This window comes from Kitasatospora sp. NPDC001119 (assembly GCF_053598475.1).
Window position 1 is genome coordinate 66,901 of the sequence record NZ_JBSFKI010000018.1, and the last position, 19,224, is coordinate 86,124.

The window sequence follows — 19,224 nt, forward strand, 5'->3', positions numbered from 1 at the left end:
GAGCACAACCGCCCAACACCAAGGACTGGTCGGGCGGTGGAGGCCGGTCGGGAGGAGTTCTGCCTGACACAGCCGGCCCGCACTGGCCCACATCGCGGCACAGGCCGGCCGAGCGACGGCGGCGGGCATCGGCTTGATGGCAGGGCCACCCGAGCCATAGTGAAGGCCGGCTCAACGACGGCCGCCGGGCAGCGGAGGTCGATTGGGGGCGGCGCTCCGCCCGACACAGCCAGCCCACACTCACCCGCATCACGGCGCAGACCGCCCAGGCGATGGCGGAGGCCGGTCGGAGGGTGAGCCGGCTGGACGGCAGCCTCGAGGTGGGCGGCCGAGGCCGAGCAGGTGGTGGCGGAGGCCGGCTGGGTCCAGGGCGGGGGTGGGGCGTAAAACGGCTGGTCGGGGCAGGGGTGTGTTCGGGATGATCGGCGGATGATGTCGATGCGACCGGTCCTGGAGATCTTCGCCTCCGACGGCTTCACGCTCTGGCCGACGGCCGAGCTCGGGCCGTACGGGGATCTCGCGCTGGACGGGCGGTTGACGTCGGACGAGGTGGGCACGGCGGTGTGGCGGCTGGCGGACTGCAACGACGTCGAGCCCGACCCCGGGCACGCCGAGGGGCGAGGTCCCCGGTCGGCGGACCCATTGGGCGCGTTCCTGCACGCGCTGTTGACCGAGCCGCACCCGTACGCCCCCGGCGGGCTGGTGGTGACCGACTCCGCCACCGGCGCCGTTTTCAGGCCGGGCTGCTGCAACGGGCTGGAGGACTGGCGCGAGTGGCTGGACGTCACGGACGGGTCCGGCACCGCCTGGTTCGGCCACGACCCCGACGCCCGGGCCGAGTGCGTCGGCCGGGTGGTCCGGCTGACCCAGGACGCCGAGGGCGACGAGGGCCCGGTGGTCGAGTTGCCGGTGGACGAACTGCGCCGGCTGCTCGCCGGAGTCGAGCGGGACCTGCGCGACTTCCTCGCGCTCGCGGCGGGCTGGGCCGAGCGGCAGCTGCCCGGGCACGCCGCCGCCGTCACCGCCGCGCTCGCCCGAGCCCTGGACCTGGACCCGGCCCCGGACCTGAAGCCGCCGTCATGACCAGCTTCCACACCCACCGGGCCCGGGTGCACGACGCCTCGCTCCCGCCGTACCGGCGGCACAGCGCGCTGCGCACCTGCCTGACCCGCTTCGCCCCGTACGGCCTGCGGGCGACGTACCACCACCTCACCGTCAGCGCCCGGATTCCGCGCTTCCTGGAGGCCGACCCGGACGCCCTGGTCCGCGCGGTGGACGAGTTGCACGAGGCGCGCGAGCTGTGGCGGGCCAGGGCCGAGGAGTACGCGGAGCAGCGCCGGGCGCAGAAGCGGGCCGGGCGGCGACTGCCTCCGGAGACGGCCTGGTGGCACGTGCGCTGGTGGGGGTCGCCGAACGCGGCCTGGGAGCACGACCCGTTCCTGCACCCGCCGTTGCGGCTGCCCGACTACGTCCGGCGGCAGAACGCGCTGCTGGACGGTGCCGTGCTGCCCGGGTGCCCGGCCTGCGGGGAGCAGGGCCCGCCGGTGCCGCTCCCGACCGGCCCCGGCGACGACCGCGGCGACGGTCACGGCCACGGCCGGGCCGAGCTGTGCCGCTGCTGCGCGCGGGTGCTGACGCCCTGCGGTTGCGGGCGGTGGCACAGCTTCGAGCCGGCGCTGCGGACCGGCTGGAGCCGGATCTGGGGCCGGGAGCACATGACCGGCGGTGGCGAGCCGAGCCCGTACTGGCCGGGTGTCCGGGGCGCGGCCCGGGTGGAACGATTGGAGTCGTACACGATCTGCTGGGATTCAGGGGTGGTGTACGGGGATCGCGACCAGTAGCGCGCCGCCGTCCTGGACGCGGACCTCGAAGTGGTCGATGTCCGCCAGTCGGAAGGCCGCGCCGCCGGTGGTGCGCACGGTGCCGTCGCCGCTCCCGCCGCCGTTCCCGTAACCGCCCGCCGGGACGGACCAGGTGGTGACCGTCTGCTGCTCGCCGGTGTGCGAGACGGCGACCAGGCTGCAGGTCAACGGGCCCTGGACGCCGGAGAGTTGCAGGCTGACCTGGGTGCCCCAGGTGGTGCCGTCCAGGCCGACGGTCGCGTGCGCGCCGGTGCCCGGGTCGGTGGCGCTGAACTGTTCGGCCACCGCGACCACCGCGGGGGTGTTGTCGGCGGTGAGCACCGCGGCGGTGACGGCGGGGCCGGCCGCCACCATCGCGGTGGCGGCCAGGGCCAGCACCAGCCGCCGCACCCGGCCCCGCCGCCGGGTGGCGCCGACCTCGGCGACCAGCCGGTCCAGCAGTCGGGGGTCCGGCTGCGGGGCGGGACCGGCCGGGTCCGTTCCGGCCGCCCGCGCGGTGGCCGCGTACTCGGCCAACAACGGCTCCACCGAGCCGAGTTGGGTCACCTGCTCGGCGCACTGCGGGCAGTCGGCGAGGTGTTGCTCGAAGGCGGCGCGCTCGACGGGTTCCAGCAGGCCGAGGACGTACGCGCCCGCGTCGACGTGCACCGGGCCACCGGGCGCCCGGTCGGGGCCGGGATCGCGGTCGGGGTGCCTGGTCACGATGTCACTCCCCGTTCCTCCAGCGCGAGCCTGAGCGAGCGCAGCGCGTAGAACACCCGCGAGCGCACCGTCCCGGCCGGGATGCCGAGTTCGGCGGCCGCCTCGTTGGCCGTACGGCCCTTCAGGTAGGTCTCGACGATGATCTCCCGGTGCACGGGCGAGAGGTCGCCGAGCGCGTCCGCGACGGTCATCATCCGCAGCGCCCGGTCGATCTCGTCCTCGGCGGGCAGCTGCTCCAGTGCCGAGGCGTCCACCTCGCGCGGCCGGGCCATGGCGCCGCGGTGGCCGTCGATCACGATCCGCCGCGCGACGGTGACCAGCCAGGGCCGCAGCGAGCCGGCCTCCGGGTCGAGCCGGTGGATGTTGCGCCAGGCGCGGAGCAGGGTCTCCTGCACGACGTCCTCGGCCCGCTGCCGGTCCCCGGCGACCAGGTGGAGCACGAACCCGAACAGCGGACCGGCATGCTCCCGGTACAGGGCGCGCATCAGGTCCTCGTCCGGCGCCCCCGTGTCGTGGCCGCCGGTGCGGCCGACGGGGTGCTCCTCGGTCACCACTTCATCGTTGCGCACCCGGGCCTCCTGGGCGAGGGCGGTCGGAGCCGGTCATCGGAACCGGTCAGTAGCCCGGGGTGCTGGGCGTCGGGTTGCCCGGTGCCGGGGTGCCGGGCGTCGGGTTCATCGGGCCGGAGTTCGCGGCGCCCGCCCTGCCGCCGGTCGGGGTCAGCGCGAACCAGGTGCCGGCCACGCCCTGGCCCTTGGTGTCGCCGGGCTTGGTGTCCGGCGAGTAGCGGTAGGCCGGCCAGCCGTTCAGGGTGACCTGCTTGGTGCCGTCGTCACGGGTGACGGTGCCGACCAGCTTGCTGTCGATGCCCTTCACCGTGACGTTGCCGTTGCCGTCGGCGTGCTCGGGCGGCCAGATGACGGCGCAGCTGCCGTTGCAGTAGGACTCCGGCGGGCTGTTCCGGTCCTGGTCGAAGCGGTAGAGCGTGAAGCCCGCGCTGTCGGTGACGATCGTGCCCAGCTTCGGGTCCTGGGCGGTCTGCAGGGTGACGGCCGCCGGGGTGCCCGGACCGCTCGGGCTGCTCGACGGACCGGAGGAGCCGCCGGACGATCCGCAGCCGGCGATCAGGGCGGCCGCCGCGATGCCGGACGCGGTCAGCGCGAGCGTCCGCCGGGTGCGGAGTGTGCTGCGCATGGGGTGCCTCCCTCGGGGGGAAGGGGTCGGAACGGACCGGACACCCTTCCGTACGGGCGGCGGCCGCCGGCTGCTCACTCCCTGGCTCCGGCAACCGCCGGAACGCCGCCGGAATACCCCGCCGACCGGGACGGTTGTGGCGGGCACATGGCCTGAACCGCCACGTCCGGAAGGGAAGGAATCACGAGATGAGCAACACGGTCGAGCTGACCAAGGAGAACTTCGACGAGATCGTCCCGGGCCCGGAGGGCAAGGACTTCGTCTTCATCGACTTCTGGGCCGGGTGGTGCGGGCCGTGCCGCCAGTTCGCCCCGGTGTACGAGAAGGCCGCCGAGCGCCACTCGGACCTGGTCTTCGCCAAGGTGGACACCGAGGCGCAGCAGGAGCTGGCGGCCGCGTTCGACATCCAGTCGATCCCGACGCTGGCGATCATCCGTGAGGGCGTGCTGGTCTTCTCGCAGCCCGGTGCGCTGCCGGAGGCGGTGTTCGAGGACCTGATCGGCCAGGCCCGCGAGCTGGACATGACCGAGGTGAAGCGCAAGGTCGCCGAGGAGCGGGCGGCCGGCGGCCAGGCCTGATCCGGACGTCCGAAGACAGGCCCCAAGGCCCGGGGAGTCGAAGCTCCCCGGGCCCTCGGCATGCCCGCTCCCCGCTCCCCGGGGCCGTCCACCGCCGCACCCGCCGTCACGACGGCTCGGCGCCCCAGGCGGCGAGCCGGTCCGCGAGCGCCCGCACCTCGGCGCGCAGCGCGGCGGGTTCCCGGACGGTGAACGGCCACCCGAGGCCGGCCAGCAGCACCGCGACGCCGTCCAGGTTCTGCGCCCGGGCCCGTAGCAGCACCCGGCCCTCGGCGAGTTCGGTGAGCGTGCCGACGGCGGGCGGCAGTCGGCGGCGGGCCTCGGCGAGGGTGGTCCGCAGTTCGACCTCCACCCGGTGCCGCCAGGGCGCGCCGGCCAGTGACTCCACCACCCGCTGGACCGGGTCGTAGTCCTCCGGCGGCTCGAAGCCGGCCTCGCCCTGTTCGACCCGGGTGATCCGGTCCAGCCGGAAGGTGCGCGGCCCGCCGCTGCGGTGGTCGAGCCCGGTGGTGTACCAGCGCCCGGAGTGGAAGACCAGCCCGTACGGGTCGAAGTCGCGTTCGCTGGGCCGGTCCTCCCGGTCCCGGTAGGCGAGCCGCACCCGGCGACGGCGGCGGGCCGCCTCGGCCAGGGTGAACAGCGCGGCGGCGGCCGGGCCGGGGCCGGTGGCGGGGGTGGCGGTCAGTCCGAGGGTCTGTTCGACGGCCGCCACGCGCTCGCGCAGCGGCTGCGGCAGCACCCGCTGGATCTTGGCGAGGGCCGTCCCGGTGGCCTCCTCCCCCACCGACAGGCCGGAGCTGCGGCCGGCCAGCAGGCCGAGCACGACGGAGGCGGCCTCGTCCGGGGTGAGCATCAGCGGCGGCAGCCGGTAGCCGGGCCGCAGGCGGTAGCCCCCGTAGCGGCCGCGGTCGGCCTCGACGGGGATGCCGAGTTCGGTCAGCCGGGCGACGTAGCGGCGGACGGTGCGCTCGTCCACGTCGAGCCGGGCGGCCAGGTCGGCGCCGGTCAGGCCGGGGCGGTCCTGGAGCAGTTCCAGCAGGGCGAGGACGCGGCTGACCGGGTGTTCCATCGCGCGCACTCCTTTCCTCGGCGGAAATCCGGGCGACTTCTGTCCGGATCCGATCCTAGAGTCGGCGGTGGAGGAGGCCCCGCCTCGATGGAGCCCCTCGCGGGCCGCCCGTCGAGACGTCCACGGCTCGTCGCGGCCTCCCCGGATTTCCCACCGACGAAGGAGCGATCCGCCATGAGCACGTTCGTACTGGTCCCCGGATTCTGGATCGGCGCCTGGGCCTGGGACGAGGTGGCCGCGCCGCTGCGCGCGGCCGGGCACCGGGTGTACGCCGTCAGCCTGCCCGGAGTGGGCGAACGCGCGGGCGAGGAGGGCGAGTTCGGGCTGGAGGACCACATCGCCGACCTCGCCGGACTGCTGGTCCGGGAGGACCTGTCGGATGTCGTCGTGGTCGCCCACAGCGGCGCCTGTGCCCCGGTGGGCGGGCTCGCGGACCGGATGCCGGAGCGGATCCGCCGGGTGGTCTACCTGGACAGCGGCCCGCTGATCGACGGCTCGTCGGTGTACGACCTCTGGCAGCCCGACTACCAGAAGACGGCCGAGGCCTCGGTGGTCGACGGCCGCCTCCCGCTGCCGTCCTGGGAGTACCTGGGCGAGCAGGGCACGAGCACGGCGGGGCTGGACGAGGCCGCCCTCGCGTCCATCCGCTCCCGCTCCACCCCGCACCCGGCCGGGGCGTTCCGGGACCGGCTGCGGCTGACCGGCGCCGGGGCGGCGCTGCCCCAGGCGCTGGTCTCCTGCTCCTTCCCGCTCTCCCAGGTGCGCGAGCTGATCGCCGCCGGGCACCCGTACTTCGCCGGGATGTCCGGGCCGAACTGGGAGCTGCGCGAACTGCCCACCGGGCACTGGCCGATGTTCTCCCGCCCGGCCGACACGGCGGCGTTGCTGGCGGAGCTCGCCGCGCTCTGAAACCCGCCCGTCCGGCGGTCCGGCCCCTCTTCCCGCCCTGTCCCGTCCGTGCCCGGTGGTGCGTCCCACGGCGCCCTCGGCGTGTCCGTCCGTCGCGCAACCGCGCCCGGACCGGCAGGATGGGGCCCACGCCGTACCCGAGCGAGGAGCGAGCACCCGTGCGCGAGCAGCCCAGCCGGACCGAACCGCCGGACGCCGTGCCGGAGTTCCGGCCGGACGGCGGTCCGGGGCCGGCCGCCCCGCGGCGTGCCCGGCTCGGCTCCCGCGCCCCGCTCACCCCGCGATCCCTTCTCGCCCCACGCGTCCCGCGCTCGCGCGACCGGCGCGAGAAGTGGCCGCGGTGGGCGGTCCGGGTCACGCTCGGGTACGGAACCGCAGGCGGCAGCGGCGGGCCCGGGGTCGGGCGCGACCGGCCGCTCGACACCCGTGGGCGCACGCCCGCCGCCCCCGCCCGGCGGGCCGGGGCGGCCATCGAGACGACGGAGGACAGGGCATGACCAGCACCGCCGAGGAGTACGACGTCATCGTCCTGGGGGCCGGCCCGACCGGCGAGAACGTGGCCGACCGGACGGTCGCCGCCGGGCTGCGCACCGTGATCGTGGAGGCCGAGCTGGTCGGCGGCGAGTGCTCGTACTGGGCCTGCATGCCGAGCAAGGCGCTGCTGCGGCCGGTGGCCGCGCTGGCCGACGCCCGCGCGGTGGCCGGCTCCCGGGAGGCGGTCGGCGACCGGCGGCTGGACCCGGCCGCGGTGCTGGCCCGGCGGAACTCCTTCACCTCCGACTGGAAGGACGACGGCCAGGTGGAGTGGCTGCGGGACACCGGCATCGAGCTGGTGCGCGGCCACGGCCGGCTGGCCGGGGTGCGGACGGTGACGGTGGAGGCCGAGGACGGCAGCGAGCGGGTGCTCACCGCCCGGCACGCCGTCGCGGTGTGCACCGGCAGCCGCCCGGTGCTGCCCGCGCACGTGCCGGGGCTCGCCGAGGCCCACCCGTGGACCAACCGGGAGGCGACCGGGTCGCAGACCGTCCCCGGGCGGCTGGCGGTGGTCGGCGGCGGGGTGGTCGGGGTGGAGATGGCCGCCGCCTGGCGGGCGCTCGGCTCCGAGGTGGTGCTGCTGGTCCGCGGTGACGGGCTGCTGCCGCGGATGGAGCCGTTCGCGGGCGAGCTGGTCGCGGAGGGCCTGCGGGCGGCCGGGATGGACCTCCGCTTCGGCACCGAGGTCACCGCGCTGGAGCGGGCGGACGGCTCCGGGCCGGTGACCCTCACCCTCGCCGCCCGGGACGGCCGGAACGGGGACGGAAAGGGCGGGGACGGCCAGGGCGGGACCGGGACGCTGACCGTCGACGAGGTGCTGTACGCGACCGGCCGGGCCCCGCGCACCGCCGACATCGGGCTGGAGCAGGTCGGCCTGAAGCCGGGCGGCTGGCTGGAGGTGGACGACAGCTGCACGGTGCTCGGCGTGGACGGCGCGGAGGGTGTGGACGGCGCGTGGCTCTACGCCGTCGGGGACGTCAACCGCCGGGCGCTGCTCACTCACCAGGGCAAGTACCAGGCCCGGATCACCGGCGCGGCGATCGCCGCCCGCGCCGAGGGGCGCCCGCTGGACACCTCGCGCTGGGGCGCGCACTCCGCGTCCGCCGACCTCGCGGGCGCGCCCCAGGTGGTGTTCACCCAGCCCGAGGTCGCCGCCGTCGGCCTGACCCGGGCCGCCGCCGAGGCCGCCGGACTGCGGGTGCGGACCGTCGACCACGAGATCGGCTCCGTCGCCGGGGCCTCGCTGTACGCCGACGACTACCGCGGCCGGGCCCGGGTGGTCTTCGACCTGGACCGGCAGGTGATCGTCGGCGCCTGCCTGGTCGGCCCCGGGGTCGCCGAGCTGCTGCACTCGGCGACCGTCGCGGTGGTCGGCGAGGTGCCGATCGACCGGCTCTGGCACGCGGTGCCCTCGTACCCGACGATCAGCGAGGTCTGGCTGCGGCTACTGGAGGACTGCCGGGGGTAGCGGCACCCCCGGCACGGACGGCCTCCCGGGCGGTCGGCGCGGCGAGATGTGACCACCGGTGGACGGCGGGACACTGGCACTCGGGGGCCGTCCCGGGGGGCCGTTGCTCGTGACCAGGTGGTGTGAGACATGACCGAGGTGCTGTTGGCCGTCGGAACCGAGAAGGGCCTCTTTCTCGGCCGCAGCCGCGACCGGCTGACGTGGGAGTTCAGCGGGCCGCACTTCCCGATGAACGCGATCTACTCCGTCTCCGTCGACCGCCGCGACGGCCGGACCAGAGTGCTGGCCGGCGCCGACAGCAGCCACTGGGGGCCGTCGATCTGGCGCTCCGACGACCTCGGCGCGAGCTGGTACGAGCCCCCGCGGCCGGCCATCCGCTTCCCGGAGTCCACCGGCGCCTCGCTCACCCGGGTCTGGCAGCTCCAGCCAGCCGGGGCGGAGGCCCCCGGCGTCGTCTACGCGGGCACCGAGCCCGCCGCGCTGTTCCGCTCCACCGACGGCGGCGAGACCTTCGCCCTGGTCGAGGCGCTCTGGAACCACCCGCAGCGGCCGCAGTGGGGCGCCGGCTACGGCGGCCAGGGCCTGCACACGATCCTGACCGACCCGCGCGACCCGCAGCGGCTGCTGGTCGCCGTCTCCAGCGGCGGCGTCTACCGCAGCAAGGACGGCGGCGACAGCTGGCAGCCCTCCAACACCGGCCTGCGCGCCGAGTTCCTCCCGGAGGAGAGCCAGTACCCGGAGTTCGGCCAGTGCGTGCACAAGATCGCCCCGGACCCGGTCCACCCGGACCGGCTCTACCTCCAGAACCACGGCGGCGTCTACCGCAGCGACGACTGGGGCGCGAGCTGGCGCTCGATCGTGGACGGCCTGCCCGCCGAGTTCGGCTTCGCCGTGGCCGCCCACCCCCGCCGGGCCGACACCGCCTACGTCTTCCCGCTCGGCGGCTCGGACGACCGCATCCCGCCCGGCCGCCGCTGCCGGGTCTTCCGCACCACCGACGCCGGCACCAGCTGGCAGCAGCTCGCCCACGGCCTGCCCGGCGAGGACCACTACGGCATCGTGCTGCGCGACGCCCTGCGCACCGACGACGCCGACCCGGCCGGGATCTACTTCGGCAACCGGACCGGCGACGTGTACGGCAGCCGGGACGAGGGCGAGAGCTGGTCCCTGCTGGTCTCCCACCTGCCGGACGTGCTCTGCGTCCGGGCGGCGGTGGTGGCCTGACCCGGTGGCTGCCCGATGCGGTGCCGGCCCGACGCGGTGGTGGCCGGAAATAACCGGTTGCCGGACGGCGGGGCCTCGGTGAACATGGCCGCCGACGAACGATCACGCGATTGTGGGGTGGGCCATGGCCGAGGACTGGGTGGTCAGGCGGGGTACCGACGGCGAGCCGGTGCTGCGCTACCTGCTGGACGAGCGGGAGGGCCGGCCCTGGGCCGACCTGCTGGAGGTCCTGGACGAGTCGGTGGACGCCGCCGCGTTCGTCCGGGCCGAGCTGCCCGGCTGGGTGGTCTCCGGCCCACCCGGGCTCGGGCAGGAGCTGGTGGCGCACGGCGCGCGGGTGCTGCGGCACGCCCACACCTTCCGCCGCGACCTGCGCGCCGACCCCCCGCCCGCCGACTGGGCCGGGACGCCGCTGCGCGAGGGCCTGCGCGCGGTGCCCTGCGACCGCGCGCCCGAGGAGCTGTACGAGGCCTGGCGGGCCGCCTTCGCCCCCGACCACGTCGACTTCTACCCGGGCGAGGACGCCCGGGTGGTGGCCGAGCGGATCACCCCGCTGCTGGAGGGCGAGGTCATCGGCCCGGTGCTGCCGTCCAGCCTGCTCGCCGTGGACGCCGAGGACCGCGTGGTCGCCGGGCTGATCCTCACCGACCGCGACGGCCTGCCCTGGATCGGCGACGTCTTCCGCCACCCGGAGCGCGGCTACCGCGGCCTCGGCGCCGACCTGCTGCGCCGCGCCGTCGGGGACGCCGCCGAGCGCGGGCTCGCCGACGTGACGCTGGTGGTGTCCGAGGGCAACCCGGCCCGCCGGGTCTACGAGTCGCTGGGCTTCCAGCTCCAGGAGACGTCGCTGACGGTGGTCGTGCCCGACGCCTAAACCCCTGAGCCGAGTGGCCGGGCCGCCGGACACGTGCGCCCGGGCACCCGCTACTCCCGGTGCCCGCCCTCGATCCGGGCGCCCCGCACCACGACCATGGTCAGGCCGACCGCGACCAGCAGCTCCGCCCAGAAGAACGCCGCGTAGTCCAGCAGCGAACCGATCGGCGGGCTGCCGGGCGCGGCGTTGCGCATGCCGACCAGGGCGAACAGCGTGGCCGCCATCCAGCCGAGGGCGGGCCAGACGATGCCGCGCCGCTGGCGGACGATCAGCCAGGCCGCCACCAGCACGGACAGCGCCAGCGCCCACATCGCGGCCATCATGAACCAGGCCAGGATGAAGGTGCTGCGCGAGCGGCTGATCCGCTCGGTCACCACGACGGCGCCGCCCTCGCTCTGCTGCTCGGCCTGCTTGAAGACGAAGAAGGGGTCGGCCTCCTCCACGCCGATCACCACCGGGACGGGCTGCCCGCCGGCGGTGGCCTGGAAGCCGATCAGCGCGTGGTAGTGGTCGAAGGGGTAGTCGGTGACCCGGCCGTCGAGGAGGCTGAACGCCACCGCGCCGGAGGCGACCTGCTGCCCGGCCGGGTACCTGAGCACGGTCTGCTCCAGCGAGGTGGTCTCCAGCACCACGTCCCGGGCCGGGACCAGCAGGCTGTCCGGCTGCTCCAGGGCGCCGTGCGGGTGGACCAGGACCTTCGCGGTGAGCGTCTGCGCCGCCGCGTCCACCCGCTGGAGCGTCACGTCGACCTCCAGGAAGTCCGGGCCGGGCACCGTCCCGACCACCTGGACGCGGCCGCGGCTGGAGCGTTCGTCGAGGTAGAGCAGCAGCCCGGCGACGACGGACAGCACGATCGCCGCCACCACGGCGTACGCGCGCCAGGGCCTGACCTTCGGCCGGGGCGCGGTGCCCGCGCCGCGCGCCCGGGCGTGGACGCGGACCCGCGGCCGGGCCGCCGGGCGCGTGCGCCGGACGGCCCGCCGGTGCGGCGGCGCGCCCATCGGCCTGCTCATCGGCCTGCTCCACGGTCGGCGGTGGCGGCTGCGGGTGCCGCCTGTCCCGCCACCCTCCGGGCGGCCGCGGCCGGGGCGCAACCGCAGAGGGCCGATCGGGCGGGCCCGAGACTCGGCAAAGACGCTGGTCGGAGGGGCTGTGTAGGCTCAACGGTCATGGCGAGGGTGACACGGGACGATGTGGCGCGGGTGGCGGGGACGTCCACGGCGGTCGTGAGTTATGTGATCAACGACGGGCCGCGGCCGGTGGCGGCGGCGACCCGGGCGCGGGTGCTCGCGGCGGTCGAGGAGCTCGGCTACCGGCCGAACCGGGTCGCCCAGGCGATGGCCCGGCGGCGGACCGACCTGCTCGGGATGGTCGTCCCGGACGCCCGCCAGCCCTTCTTCGCCGGGCTCGCGCACGCCGTCGAGCAGGCCGCCGCCGAGCACGGCCGGCTGCTGCTGATCGGCAACTCCGACTACGCCGACGAGCGCGAGGCGCACTACATCCGCGCCTTCCTCGGGATGCAGGTGGACGGTCTGGTCCTGGTCACCCAGGACCCGGCCACCCCCGGGCTGACCGGCTTCGACGTGGCCGACGGCACCCCGGTGGTGCTGCTGCACCACCGGGCGGAGAGCACCGGCGGCGTCGCCGTGGTCGCGGACGACCAGGGCGGCGCCCGCGAGGTGGTCCGCCACCTGCTCGGGCACGGGCACGCCGAGGTGCACTGCTTCGGCGGCACCCTCGCGCTCAGCCCGCACGACCCGGTCACCGGGCGGACGGCCGGCTGGCTCGCCGCGCTGGAGGAGGCCGGGCTGCCCACCGAGGGACGGCTCACCCCGGCGCCGTTCGACCGGGTCCGGGCGCACGCCGAGGCGCTCGCCCTGCTCGCCCGTCCCGACCGGCCGTCCGCCGTGTTCTGCACGACGGACGACCAGGCGATCGGCCTGCTGCGGGCCGCCGACGACCTCGGCATCCGGGTGCCGGAGGACCTCGCGGTGGCCGGCTTCGACGACATCGCCGAGGCGGTGATCGCCGGGCCCGCGCTGACCACCGTCACCACGGCGCAGGACGAGATGGCCCGGGCGGCGGTGGAGCTGGTCCTCGGCGGGCCGGAGCGCCGCGCCCAGGGTGCCCGCACCTTCCCGGCCCAGCTGGTGGTCCGGCGCTCCTGCGGCTGCCCGCCGGGGACGGCGCGGGGCTGAGGCCGGGGGCGACCCCGGACCGGCCGGGCAGCGGCGCGGGGCTGGCGTCGGGGACGGCGCGGGCGCCTCAGCCTTCGAGCAGTTCGTCCGCGAGCAGGTCCATCAGCAGGTTGTCGTGCCAGGTGCCGTCCGGCCCGCGCTCGTACTGGCGCATGGTGCCGACGGTGCGGAAGCCGACCTTGGTGTAGCAGCGGATCGCGGCGAGGTTGTCCGCGGCCGGGTCGATCACCAGCCGGTGGTAGTGGTGGTCGTGCACCAGGTACCGGGCCATCGTGCGCACGGCGTCGGTGCCCAGGCCCAGGCCGTGCACCGTCGGGTCGAGGTAGAGGTCCATCCCGGCGTGCCGGTACTCGTCGTCGTTGTTGGCGTACCACTGGATGGCGCCGACCACCTTGCCGCCGAGGTCGATCGCGAAGGTCTCGGTGCCGGGCGACTCCAGGTCGTTGGCGACCTCGTCGGCCAGGTCGTCACCGCCACGCCAGCGTTCGAACACCTCGGGCGTGCCGCGGATGGCCGCCAGCGCCGGGATGTCGTCGCCGGTGGCCGGGCGGAGCGTGACCAAGGTGCCGTGCAGAATCGTCCCCATATGGGGCATGTTGGCACGGAAACCCGGCTCCGGCGAGTGTTTTCGACCCGCCGTCCGGCCCCTTCCGGCGTGCGGCCTCGGGGCCGGGGCCGCACGCGCGCGAGGCGGGCGCCCGGGCGTCAGGCGGTGGGGCGCGCCGGGTCGCCGAGGGGGCCGAGCCAGACGGCCGTGACGGCGCTGACGTAGCGGGCGCCGCAGTGGTCGCCGGGGACGACGAGCTGCGGACCGGCGGCGTCCAGCGGGGCGCCGTCCATGCTGGTGGCGAGCAGGATCTGCTGGCCGCCGAAGTCCGGGTCGATCTCGGCCCAGGAGACCACCGCCCGGTGGCCGTCGGCGCCGGCCACCGAGAGCAGGAAGCGCAGCCGCTGCTTGCGGCCGGAGAAGTCGATCCGGGGCCGGGCCGCGCGCAGCACGTCCAGCAGCGCCGGGCCCTCGTAGCCGTGGCGCTGCTCGCCCGCGGTCCGGCAGTCGAAGCTGACCTCGACCCGGCGGGCGGGGAGGGCTCGCAGCTGCGCCACCGTCAGCTCGGCGGGGCGGTCGAGGTGGCCGTGCAGTCGGACGGTGGGTCTCGCCGGGGTCATGGGTGCTCCCTCCTCCCGGGCCACGGCGCCGCGGCCCGGGTGGAGGAGTACCCGAGCGGCGGCCGGAGCATTCGCAGATGCGATGGATCGGGCGGACTTCCACTCGCAGGTGCGGGCCCTGGGCCCGGGTGGCGGCTGTCGGCGGGGCCGGCCCTACGGGGTCTCGTCCTGGCGCAGCCGGGCGCTGACGGCGCCGAGCCCCTCGGCGAGCACCGCGAGCTGCTCGCGGCTGAGCACGTCGATCAGCAGTTCGCGCACCAGGGCGACGTGCCCGGGCGCGGCCTGGCGCAGCGCCTCGCGGCCCTGGTCGGTGAGTTCGGCGATGACGCCGCGCACGTCGCTGGGGCAGGAGCGGCGGGCGACCAGGCCGGCCCGCTCCAGCTGGGTGACCTGGTAGGTCAGGCCGCTCTTGGAGGTGACCAGCCTGTCGGCGAGCTCGGTCATCCGCAGCGAGTCGCCGGGGGCGGCGGACAGGTGCACCAGGATCTCGTACTGCTGGTGGGAGAGTCCGGAGTCGTCCTTGAGCTGGCGCTCCAGCCGCCGGTTCAGCAGGTTGCTCGCGACGACGAAGCCCCGCCAGGCGGCCGCCTCGTCCGGGTCCAGCCAGCGGGGTTCGTTCAGTGTGGACATGGGGTGAAGCCTACTCCTGTTGTTCAAATTCGAACGAAGGTGTACCGTCGGTTCCGTAAAGGTTCAAATTTGAACTACCTGTCGGACTACCTGCCGGTCGAACGGCCCCGAGGAGGACGCCATGAGCACCGCGGCCCCTGAGCGCATGCCCGCCCTGTACCTGTCGCACGGCGCGCCGCCGCTGGCCGACGACCCGGTCTGGCCGGGCGAGCTGGCCGCCTGGTCCGCCGACCTGCCCCGACCCAAGGCCGTCCTGATGGTCTCCGCCCACTGGGAGGAGGCCCCGCTCGCCCTCGGCGCCGTCACCACCGTCCCGCTGGTGTACGACTTCTGGGGCTTCCCCGAGCACTACTACCGGGTCCGGTACGCCGCCCCCGGCGCGCCGGACCTCGCCGAGCGCGTGCGCAAGCTGCTGCGCGCCCCCGGCACGCCCGTCCAGGACATCCCCGACCGCGGGCTCGACCACGGCGCGTACGTCCCGCTGGTGGAGATGTACCCGGACGCCGACATCCCGGTGCTCCAGGTCTCGCTGCCCACCCTCGACCCGCAGCGGCTGATGGAGATCGGCCGCAAGCTCGCCCCGCTGCGCGACGAGGGCGTGCTGATCGTCGGCAGCGGCTTCTTCACCCACAACCTGCGGGCGCTCAGCAACGACGGCCGGATCACCTCGGTGATGGCCGAGTTCGACGACTGGGGCCGGCGCGCCCTGGAGGCCCACGACCTCGACGCGCTGCTCGACTTCGAGCACAAGGCCCCGGCCGGACGCCTGGCCCACCCGCGCACCGAGCACTTCGCCCCGCTGTTCGTCACCCTCGGCGCCGGCGAGGCCGACCTGGACAGCCAGCGCAGCGTCATCGACGGGTTCTGGATGGGCCTGGCCAAGCGCTCGATCCAGCTGGGGTGAACCCCTCACCTTCGAACGCCCCGCCTGCCGGACCCCTCACAGCCCTCACAGGGAGCAGCAGGTGAACCGCTCGCCGATGTGCTCGGGCTGCTCGATCTCGTCCACCAGGGCGACCGCGTAGTCCGCCACCGAGATCCGGCTCTGCCCCTCGGCATCGGTGAGCAGCTGGTCCAGGCCGGTGCGGTAGCGGCCGGTCCGCTCCCCCGGGCCGATCTCGGCGGCCGGGCTGAGCACCGTCCAGCGCAGGTCGGAGACCGTCCGGTAGTAGTCCAGTGCCGCGCCGTGGGCGTGCATGATCTGGAGGAGCGGCTCCGGCAGGCCCGGGGCGTCCCAGACCCGCACGCCCGGCGCGGTCTCCAGGTTGCCCGCCCCGCCGACCGCGATCAGCCTGGGGGCCGCGCCGCCCAGCGTGCGCAGGCCTTCGACCAGGGAGCGGGCGGCGGGCTCGACCAGCGCCTGGTGGCCCGGGCCGTCGCCGCCGCCGACGGCGCTCACCAGGACGTCCCGGCCGGCCGCGACCCGGGCCACGTCCGCCGGGTCCAGCACGTCGGCGCGCTCCACGGCGGCGGCCGCGCCCCGGTAGCGGTCCGGGTCCCGGACCACCGCGGTGACCTCGTGCCCGCGCGCCGCCGCCTCCCTGACGACCGCGCTGCCGATGGTGCCGCCGGCGCCGATCACGGCGATTCTGGCCATGGGTACCTGCCTGGGTGCTCGCGGGTGGGGCGGCGTCGGACCGCGGGACGCTGGATCGCAGGGCGCCGGACGCCGGACGCGCCGGACAGGACCGATTATCGGACGAACTCCCGGCGCGAGCCGGGGCACTGGGCCTATCGTGTGACGCCCCGGACACCCCGGACGCCCCGGACACCCCGTCGAAGGAGTGGTCATGCGCAACGGCGACGCCGTACGAACCGCCAACGGCGACGCCGTACGAACCGCCCTGGACGCCACCCTGGCCGCCCTCGCCCCGCACACCGGGAACCGCGACTGGGACGCCCCCGCCGGGCTCCTGGAGTGGAGCTGCCGCGACACCGCCGCCCACATCGCCCACGACCTGCTCGCCTACGCCGGCCAGCTCGCCGCCCGCCCCCGCGACCGCTACCTGCCGCTGGACCTCACCGTCCGGCCCGAGGCCGACCCGGCCCAGGTGCTCACCGTGGTCACCGCCGCCGGGCACCTCCTCGCCACCGCCCTGGACGCCGCCCCGCCCGAGCTGCGCGCCTACCACCACGGGCCCTGCGAACCGCTCGGCTTCGCCGCGATGGGCGTCGCCGAGACCCTGCTGCACACCCACGACATCACCCGCGGCCTCGGCCTGCCCTGGCAGCCGCCCGCCGAACCGTGCCGCTTCGCGCTCGACCGGCTCTTCCCGCACGCACCGCGGGAGCCTGATGCCCACCCGGCGGAGGTCCTGCTCTGGTGCACCGGGCGCGGGGAACTGAACGGCCGCCCGCGCAAGTCCTCGTGGACCTGGCGGGCGGCCATGGGCGAGTGGCCGGACTGATCCGACCGGTCAGGCGCTCCCGGTGGCGATCCGCTCGGCCTGGCTGCGCTCGATGCAGAACTCGTTGCCCTCCGGGTCCCCGAGGGTGACCCAGCCCTTGCCGTCCGGGAGGCGGTGGTCCGCCAGCACGGTCGCCCCGAGGGCGACCAGGCGCTCCACCTCCTCGTCCCGGCTGCGGTCCTGCGGCTGGAGGTCGAGGTGGACCCGGTTCTTCGCCGCCTTGCCCTCGGGCACCCGGATGAAGAGCAGCGAGGCGCCGGCGGAGTTCACCACCGCCTCCTCGTCGCACGGGTTGTCGTCCTCGCCCAGGGTGCCGTCCAGCGCCTGCGCCCAGAAGGAGGCCAGGGCGTGCGCGTCGCCGCAATCGATCGTCACATGTCGTACCAGAGATGCCATCCGCCTACTCTGACCTGCGCGGTTCGGGTTCGTCCAGCCATTTGCGGGAGTGCCGGTGGCCGTCCAGCGGAAAGGGCGGGAAGGGCGGGAGCAGTTCCACGAACGGGTAGCCGGCCTTCTCCGCGACCCGGCAGGAGGCGGGGTTGTCCACCTGGTGCAGCAGGTCGATCCGGCGCAGGCCGCCCTCGGCGAAGGTGGCGAAGGCCCAGGCGGTGAGGGCCTCCACCGCGCGCGGGGCCACCCCCCGGCCACGGGCCGGGGCTGCCGTCCAGTACCCCACCTCGGCCGTCTCCCCGCCGGGAGTGGGGTACTTGAGAGCGACGTTGGCGACGAGCTCGGCGCCGTCCAGGACGGCGAAGCTGTACCGGGTGCCCGCCGCACGGCCCTCCTCCTGGAGGCGCAGCCAGTGCGCGGCCTCCTCGGCGTCGCCGACCGGGGTCCGGGTGAAGCGGCGCAGGGTCGCGTCCCGGTAGGCCTCGATCAGGGCCGGCGCGTCGGCGTCCTCGAAGGGGCGCAGCAGCAGGCCGTCGGCCGTCAGGGCGGTGGTCACTTGAGGCCCTCCCAGCCCCAGCGCGGGGTCGGGCCGGGATCGCCGAGGTCGGTGCCGGCCGGGGAGCCGGAGACGTCCTCGGCGATCCTGGTGCCCCAGTCGAAGTACTCCAGCACCCGGCGGCGCAGCAGTTCGTCCCCGGGCAGCTCCGCGCGGACGGCCTCGGCCATCAGCTCCATCCAGCGCAGCCGCTGCTCCTCGGTGACGGCCAGGCCCAGGTGGGCGCGGAGCAGCGCCTGGTGGCCGCCCAGTCGGTCGGTGTAGCCGGTCGGGCCGCCGAACACCTCGGCCAGCCAGACCGCGACGTGCTCGATGTGGGTGGGGGTGAAGTCGGCGAAGACCGGCGCGAGCAGGGGGTCGGCGAGGGCGCCCCGGTAGAAGGTCCGGCTGAGCCGGCGCAGGACGTCGATGCCGCCGACGGCCTCGTAGAGCGTGCCGGGCCGTTGGTCGTTCATGGCTGTGCTCCCCGTGGGTGAACCGTATGTTGCGACCTTCCTAGCAGCCGGAGGGCCCGGTCGGCGCGGCCCCGGGCCCGCTGTTCGCGCCGGGCTCGGCGAGCGGAGGCCCGGGCCCGGGTGGCGGGCGGGGTGGGCCCGGGTGCGCGGCGTCCTGGCGGACCGACCCGACGGCTCCGCCGTTCCCGCTTGACCCTGACGCTGGCGGCAGGGTCGGAGGGTGGGCCCATGGACGACGAGAGCGGGACGCGGAGCCGGGTCGTGGTGGTCACGGGGGCCGGGACGGGGATCGGGCGGGAGACGGCGCTGGCCTTCGCCGCCGAGGGGGCGCGGGTGCTGGCGGTGGGGCGGCGGCCGGAGCCGCTGGCCGCGACGGCCGCCGCGTACCCGGCGCTGATCGAGCCGCTGGCCGCGGACGTGACCGGGCCGGGCGCGCCGGAGGAGATCGTCCGGGCGGCACTGGAGCGGTTCGGACGGCTGGACGTGCTGGTCAACAACGCGGCGATCGTGCGGAGCGGGCAGGGGATCGGCGGCTTCGACCGGGCGGGCGTCGAGGCGCTGCTGGCGACCAACCTGGTCGCCCCGGTGCTGCTCGGCCAGGCCGCGGTGCCGGCGCTGAGCGGGAGCCGGGGCGTGGTGGTCAACGTCAGCACCGCCGTCGGGCAGCGCGGCTGGCCGAGCAACTCGGTGTACGCGGCGACCAAGGCGGCGCTGGAGACGGTCACCCGCAGCTGGGCGGTGGAGCTGGCGCCGCGCGGGATCCGGGTGGTGGCGGTGGCGCCCGGGGCGATCGACACCCCGATCGGCGACCACTCCGGGTACGGCCCCGAGCAGCGGGCGGCGATCCGGAAGTGGCAGATCGAGCACACCCCGCTGGGCCGGATCGGCCGCCCCGAGGAGGTGGCCTGGGCGATCACCCGACTCGCCTCGCCGCAGGCCTCGTTCGTGACCGGCGTAGTGTTGCCGGTGGACGGCGGCGCGCTGGTGGGCTGACCGGGAGGGGACG

24 protein-coding genes are annotated in these 19,224 nt (G+C 75.6%); 12 read left to right on the top strand and 12 right to left on the bottom strand.

Features of this window, described 5'->3' with window-relative positions:
- The first annotated feature begins 429 nt into the window (after positions 1 to 429).
- A complete protein-coding gene (locus tag ACWDD9_RS22685; RefSeq protein WP_449812508.1) occupies positions 430 to 1,083 on the top strand; it encodes a hypothetical protein in 654 nt (217 codons plus the stop codon).
- Entirely contained in the window at positions 1,080 to 1,841 is a 762-nt protein-coding gene (locus ACWDD9_RS22690; protein WP_449812509.1) for a hypothetical protein, read from the top strand. Before ACWDD9_RS22685 ends, ACWDD9_RS22690 begins: the two co-directional genes overlap by 4 nt.
- Here ACWDD9_RS22690 and ACWDD9_RS22695 read toward each other — a convergent pair.
- The 3 genes from ACWDD9_RS22695 to ACWDD9_RS22705 are packed head-to-tail and all read right to left on the bottom strand — an operon-like array spanning position 1,809 to position 3,758.
- Positions 1,809 to 2,564, bottom strand: coding sequence for a zf-HC2 domain-containing protein (locus ACWDD9_RS22695; RefSeq protein ID WP_449812510.1), 756 nt, complete (start codon positions 2,562 to 2,564; stop codon positions 1,809 to 1,811). The genes ACWDD9_RS22690 and ACWDD9_RS22695 overlap by 33 nt on opposite strands.
- Entirely contained in the window at positions 2,561 to 3,133 is a 573-nt protein-coding gene (locus tag ACWDD9_RS22700) for a sigma-70 family RNA polymerase sigma factor (RefSeq protein ID WP_082345936.1), read from the bottom strand. The genes ACWDD9_RS22695 and ACWDD9_RS22700 overlap by 4 nt, the downstream gene beginning before the upstream one ends.
- 46 nt (positions 3,134 to 3,179) lie before the next feature.
- Positions 3,180 to 3,758, bottom strand: a complete 579-nt coding sequence (locus ACWDD9_RS22705; protein WP_449812511.1) for a hypothetical protein — start codon at positions 3,756 to 3,758, stop codon at positions 3,180 to 3,182.
- A 188-nt stretch (positions 3,759 to 3,946) separates the two neighbouring features.
- Here ACWDD9_RS22705 and ACWDD9_RS22710 point away from each other — a divergent pair, with 188 nt between their 5' ends.
- Complete coding sequence (locus ACWDD9_RS22710; RefSeq protein WP_049655132.1) at positions 3,947 to 4,336, top strand: thioredoxin family protein; 390 nt, start codon at positions 3,947 to 3,949, stop codon at positions 4,334 to 4,336.
- A gap of 106 nt (positions 4,337 to 4,442) precedes the next feature.
- Here ACWDD9_RS22710 and ACWDD9_RS22715 read toward each other — a convergent pair whose 3' ends face one another.
- Positions 4,443 to 5,405: a helix-turn-helix transcriptional regulator gene (locus tag ACWDD9_RS22715; protein ID WP_449812512.1), complete on the bottom strand. Its 963-nt coding sequence runs from the start codon at positions 5,403 to 5,405 to the stop codon at positions 4,443 to 4,445.
- 174 nt (positions 5,406 to 5,579) lie between these two features.
- On the opposite strand from ACWDD9_RS22715, the gene ACWDD9_RS22720 reads away from it, so the two are divergent.
- From ACWDD9_RS22720 to ACWDD9_RS22740, 5 genes are all read left to right on the top strand, one after another.
- Positions 5,580 to 6,314: an alpha/beta hydrolase gene (locus tag ACWDD9_RS22720; protein WP_375875211.1), complete on the top strand. Its 735-nt coding sequence runs from the start codon at positions 5,580 to 5,582 to the stop codon at positions 6,312 to 6,314.
- Between the two features lie 158 nt (positions 6,315 to 6,472).
- Complete coding sequence (locus ACWDD9_RS22725) at positions 6,473 to 6,811, top strand: hypothetical protein (protein WP_449812513.1); 339 nt, start codon at positions 6,473 to 6,475, stop codon at positions 6,809 to 6,811.
- Positions 6,808 to 8,316, top strand: coding sequence for a dihydrolipoyl dehydrogenase family protein (locus ACWDD9_RS22730; protein ID WP_449812514.1), 1,509 nt, complete (start codon positions 6,808 to 6,810; stop codon positions 8,314 to 8,316). Before ACWDD9_RS22725 ends, ACWDD9_RS22730 begins: the two co-directional genes overlap by 4 nt.
- Before the next feature lie 129 nt (positions 8,317 to 8,445).
- Positions 8,446 to 9,540, top strand: a complete 1,095-nt coding sequence (locus ACWDD9_RS22735) for a WD40/YVTN/BNR-like repeat-containing protein (protein ID WP_074002277.1) — start codon at positions 8,446 to 8,448, stop codon at positions 9,538 to 9,540.
- A 124-nt stretch (positions 9,541 to 9,664) separates the two neighbouring features.
- Positions 9,665 to 10,414: a GNAT family N-acetyltransferase gene (locus tag ACWDD9_RS22740; RefSeq protein WP_049659128.1), complete on the top strand. Its 750-nt coding sequence runs from the start codon at positions 9,665 to 9,667 to the stop codon at positions 10,412 to 10,414.
- Between the two features lie 50 nt (positions 10,415 to 10,464).
- On the opposite strand, the gene ACWDD9_RS22745 is transcribed toward ACWDD9_RS22740, so the two are convergent.
- On the bottom strand, positions 10,465 to 11,427 hold the full coding sequence (locus tag ACWDD9_RS22745; protein WP_449812515.1) for a DUF4436 family protein: 963 nt from the start codon (positions 11,425 to 11,427) through the stop codon (positions 10,465 to 10,467).
- Positions 11,428 to 11,583: 156 nt separating this feature from the next.
- Here ACWDD9_RS22745 and ACWDD9_RS22750 point away from each other — a divergent pair, with 156 nt between their 5' ends.
- The gene (locus tag ACWDD9_RS22750; RefSeq protein ID WP_375875215.1) at positions 11,584 to 12,612 is read left to right on the top strand and encodes a LacI family DNA-binding transcriptional regulator; all 1,029 of its coding nucleotides are present in this window, start codon (positions 11,584 to 11,586) and stop codon (positions 12,610 to 12,612) included.
- A 67-nt stretch (positions 12,613 to 12,679) separates the two neighbouring features.
- On the opposite strand, the gene ACWDD9_RS22755 is transcribed toward ACWDD9_RS22750, so the two are convergent.
- The 3 genes from ACWDD9_RS22755 to ACWDD9_RS22765 form a co-directional block, all read right to left on the bottom strand.
- Positions 12,680 to 13,198 (bottom strand): GNAT family N-acetyltransferase, encoded by a 519-nt coding sequence (locus tag ACWDD9_RS22755; RefSeq protein ID WP_049654760.1) that lies wholly within the window; start codon positions 13,196 to 13,198, stop codon positions 12,680 to 12,682.
- A gap of 119 nt (positions 13,199 to 13,317) precedes the next feature.
- Entirely contained in the window at positions 13,318 to 13,779 is a 462-nt protein-coding gene (locus tag ACWDD9_RS22760; RefSeq protein WP_074002275.1) for a molybdopterin-dependent oxidoreductase, read from the bottom strand.
- Between the two features lie 153 nt (positions 13,780 to 13,932).
- Entirely contained in the window at positions 13,933 to 14,400 is a 468-nt protein-coding gene (locus ACWDD9_RS22765; protein WP_074002590.1) for a MarR family winged helix-turn-helix transcriptional regulator, read from the bottom strand.
- A 130-nt stretch (positions 14,401 to 14,530) separates the two neighbouring features.
- Between ACWDD9_RS22765 and ACWDD9_RS22770 the strand changes: the two genes are divergently transcribed.
- Positions 14,531 to 15,313, top strand: a complete 783-nt coding sequence (locus ACWDD9_RS22770; protein WP_074002274.1) for a dioxygenase family protein — start codon at positions 14,531 to 14,533, stop codon at positions 15,311 to 15,313.
- Between the two features lie 45 nt (positions 15,314 to 15,358).
- On the opposite strand, the gene ACWDD9_RS22775 is transcribed toward ACWDD9_RS22770, so the two are convergent.
- Positions 15,359 to 16,006, bottom strand: a complete 648-nt coding sequence (locus ACWDD9_RS22775; RefSeq protein WP_049654755.1) for an NAD(P)-dependent oxidoreductase — start codon at positions 16,004 to 16,006, stop codon at positions 15,359 to 15,361.
- Positions 16,007 to 16,199: 193 nt separating this feature from the next.
- On the opposite strand from ACWDD9_RS22775, the gene ACWDD9_RS22780 reads away from it, so the two are divergent.
- On the top strand, positions 16,200 to 16,817 hold the full coding sequence (locus ACWDD9_RS22780; protein ID WP_449812516.1) for a maleylpyruvate isomerase N-terminal domain-containing protein: 618 nt from the start codon (positions 16,200 to 16,202) through the stop codon (positions 16,815 to 16,817).
- A gap of 9 nt (positions 16,818 to 16,826) precedes the next feature.
- On the opposite strand, the gene ACWDD9_RS22785 is transcribed toward ACWDD9_RS22780, so the two are convergent.
- Genes ACWDD9_RS22785 through ACWDD9_RS22795 form a run of 3 tightly spaced genes read right to left on the bottom strand, consistent with a single transcriptional unit; the run spans position 16,827 to position 18,218 of the window.
- Positions 16,827 to 17,213, bottom strand: a complete 387-nt coding sequence (locus tag ACWDD9_RS22785) for a VOC family protein (protein ID WP_049654752.1) — start codon at positions 17,211 to 17,213, stop codon at positions 16,827 to 16,829.
- Positions 17,214 to 17,217: 4 nt separating this feature from the next.
- Complete coding sequence (locus ACWDD9_RS22790; RefSeq protein WP_449812517.1) at positions 17,218 to 17,763, bottom strand: GNAT family N-acetyltransferase; 546 nt, start codon at positions 17,761 to 17,763, stop codon at positions 17,218 to 17,220.
- Positions 17,760 to 18,218 (bottom strand): group II truncated hemoglobin, encoded by a 459-nt coding sequence (locus ACWDD9_RS22795; protein WP_049654748.1) that lies wholly within the window; start codon positions 18,216 to 18,218, stop codon positions 17,760 to 17,762. The genes ACWDD9_RS22790 and ACWDD9_RS22795 overlap by 4 nt, the downstream gene beginning before the upstream one ends.
- A 228-nt stretch (positions 18,219 to 18,446) precedes the next feature.
- On the opposite strand from ACWDD9_RS22795, the gene ACWDD9_RS22800 reads away from it, so the two are divergent.
- A complete protein-coding gene (locus tag ACWDD9_RS22800) occupies positions 18,447 to 19,211 on the top strand; it encodes an SDR family NAD(P)-dependent oxidoreductase (protein WP_074002269.1) in 765 nt (254 codons plus the stop codon).
- Positions 19,212 to 19,224: the final 13 nt, after the last annotated feature.

Coding starts and splice junctions, on each gene's coding strand:
- ACWDD9_RS22685 (WP_449812508.1), top strand. CDS start 430: ATGATGTCGATGCGACCGGTCCTGGAGATCTTCGCCTCCGACGGCTTC.
- ACWDD9_RS22690 (WP_449812509.1), top strand. CDS start 1,080: ATGACCAGCTTCCACACCCACCGGGCCCGGGTGCACGACGCCTCGCTC.
- ACWDD9_RS22705 (WP_449812511.1), bottom strand. CDS start 3,758: ATGCGCAGCACACTCCGCACCCGGCGGACGCTCGCGCTGACCGCGTCC.
- ACWDD9_RS22710 (WP_049655132.1), top strand. CDS start 3,947: ATGAGCAACACGGTCGAGCTGACCAAGGAGAACTTCGACGAGATCGTC.
- ACWDD9_RS22715 (WP_449812512.1), bottom strand. CDS start 5,405: ATGGAACACCCGGTCAGCCGCGTCCTCGCCCTGCTGGAACTGCTCCAG.
- ACWDD9_RS22720 (WP_375875211.1), top strand. CDS start 5,580: ATGAGCACGTTCGTACTGGTCCCCGGATTCTGGATCGGCGCCTGGGCC.
- ACWDD9_RS22730 (WP_449812514.1), top strand. CDS start 6,808: ATGACCAGCACCGCCGAGGAGTACGACGTCATCGTCCTGGGGGCCGGC.
- ACWDD9_RS22735 (WP_074002277.1), top strand. CDS start 8,446: ATGACCGAGGTGCTGTTGGCCGTCGGAACCGAGAAGGGCCTCTTTCTC.
- ACWDD9_RS22740 (WP_049659128.1), top strand. CDS start 9,665: ATGGCCGAGGACTGGGTGGTCAGGCGGGGTACCGACGGCGAGCCGGTG.
- ACWDD9_RS22745 (WP_449812515.1), bottom strand. CDS start 11,427: ATGAGCAGGCCGATGGGCGCGCCGCCGCACCGGCGGGCCGTCCGGCGC.
- ACWDD9_RS22750 (WP_375875215.1), top strand. CDS start 11,584: ATGGCGAGGGTGACACGGGACGATGTGGCGCGGGTGGCGGGGACGTCC.
- ACWDD9_RS22755 (WP_049654760.1), bottom strand. CDS start 13,198: ATGGGGACGATTCTGCACGGCACCTTGGTCACGCTCCGCCCGGCCACC.
- ACWDD9_RS22760 (WP_074002275.1), bottom strand. CDS start 13,779: ATGACCCCGGCGAGACCCACCGTCCGACTGCACGGCCACCTCGACCGC.
- ACWDD9_RS22770 (WP_074002274.1), top strand. CDS start 14,531: ATGAGCACCGCGGCCCCTGAGCGCATGCCCGCCCTGTACCTGTCGCAC.
- ACWDD9_RS22775 (WP_049654755.1), bottom strand. CDS start 16,006: ATGGCCAGAATCGCCGTGATCGGCGCCGGCGGCACCATCGGCAGCGCG.
- ACWDD9_RS22780 (WP_449812516.1), top strand. CDS start 16,200: ATGCGCAACGGCGACGCCGTACGAACCGCCAACGGCGACGCCGTACGA.
- ACWDD9_RS22785 (WP_049654752.1), bottom strand. CDS start 17,213: ATGGCATCTCTGGTACGACATGTGACGATCGATTGCGGCGACGCGCAC.
- ACWDD9_RS22795 (WP_049654748.1), bottom strand. CDS start 18,218: ATGAACGACCAACGGCCCGGCACGCTCTACGAGGCCGTCGGCGGCATC.
- ACWDD9_RS22800 (WP_074002269.1), top strand. CDS start 18,447: ATGGACGACGAGAGCGGGACGCGGAGCCGGGTCGTGGTGGTCACGGGG.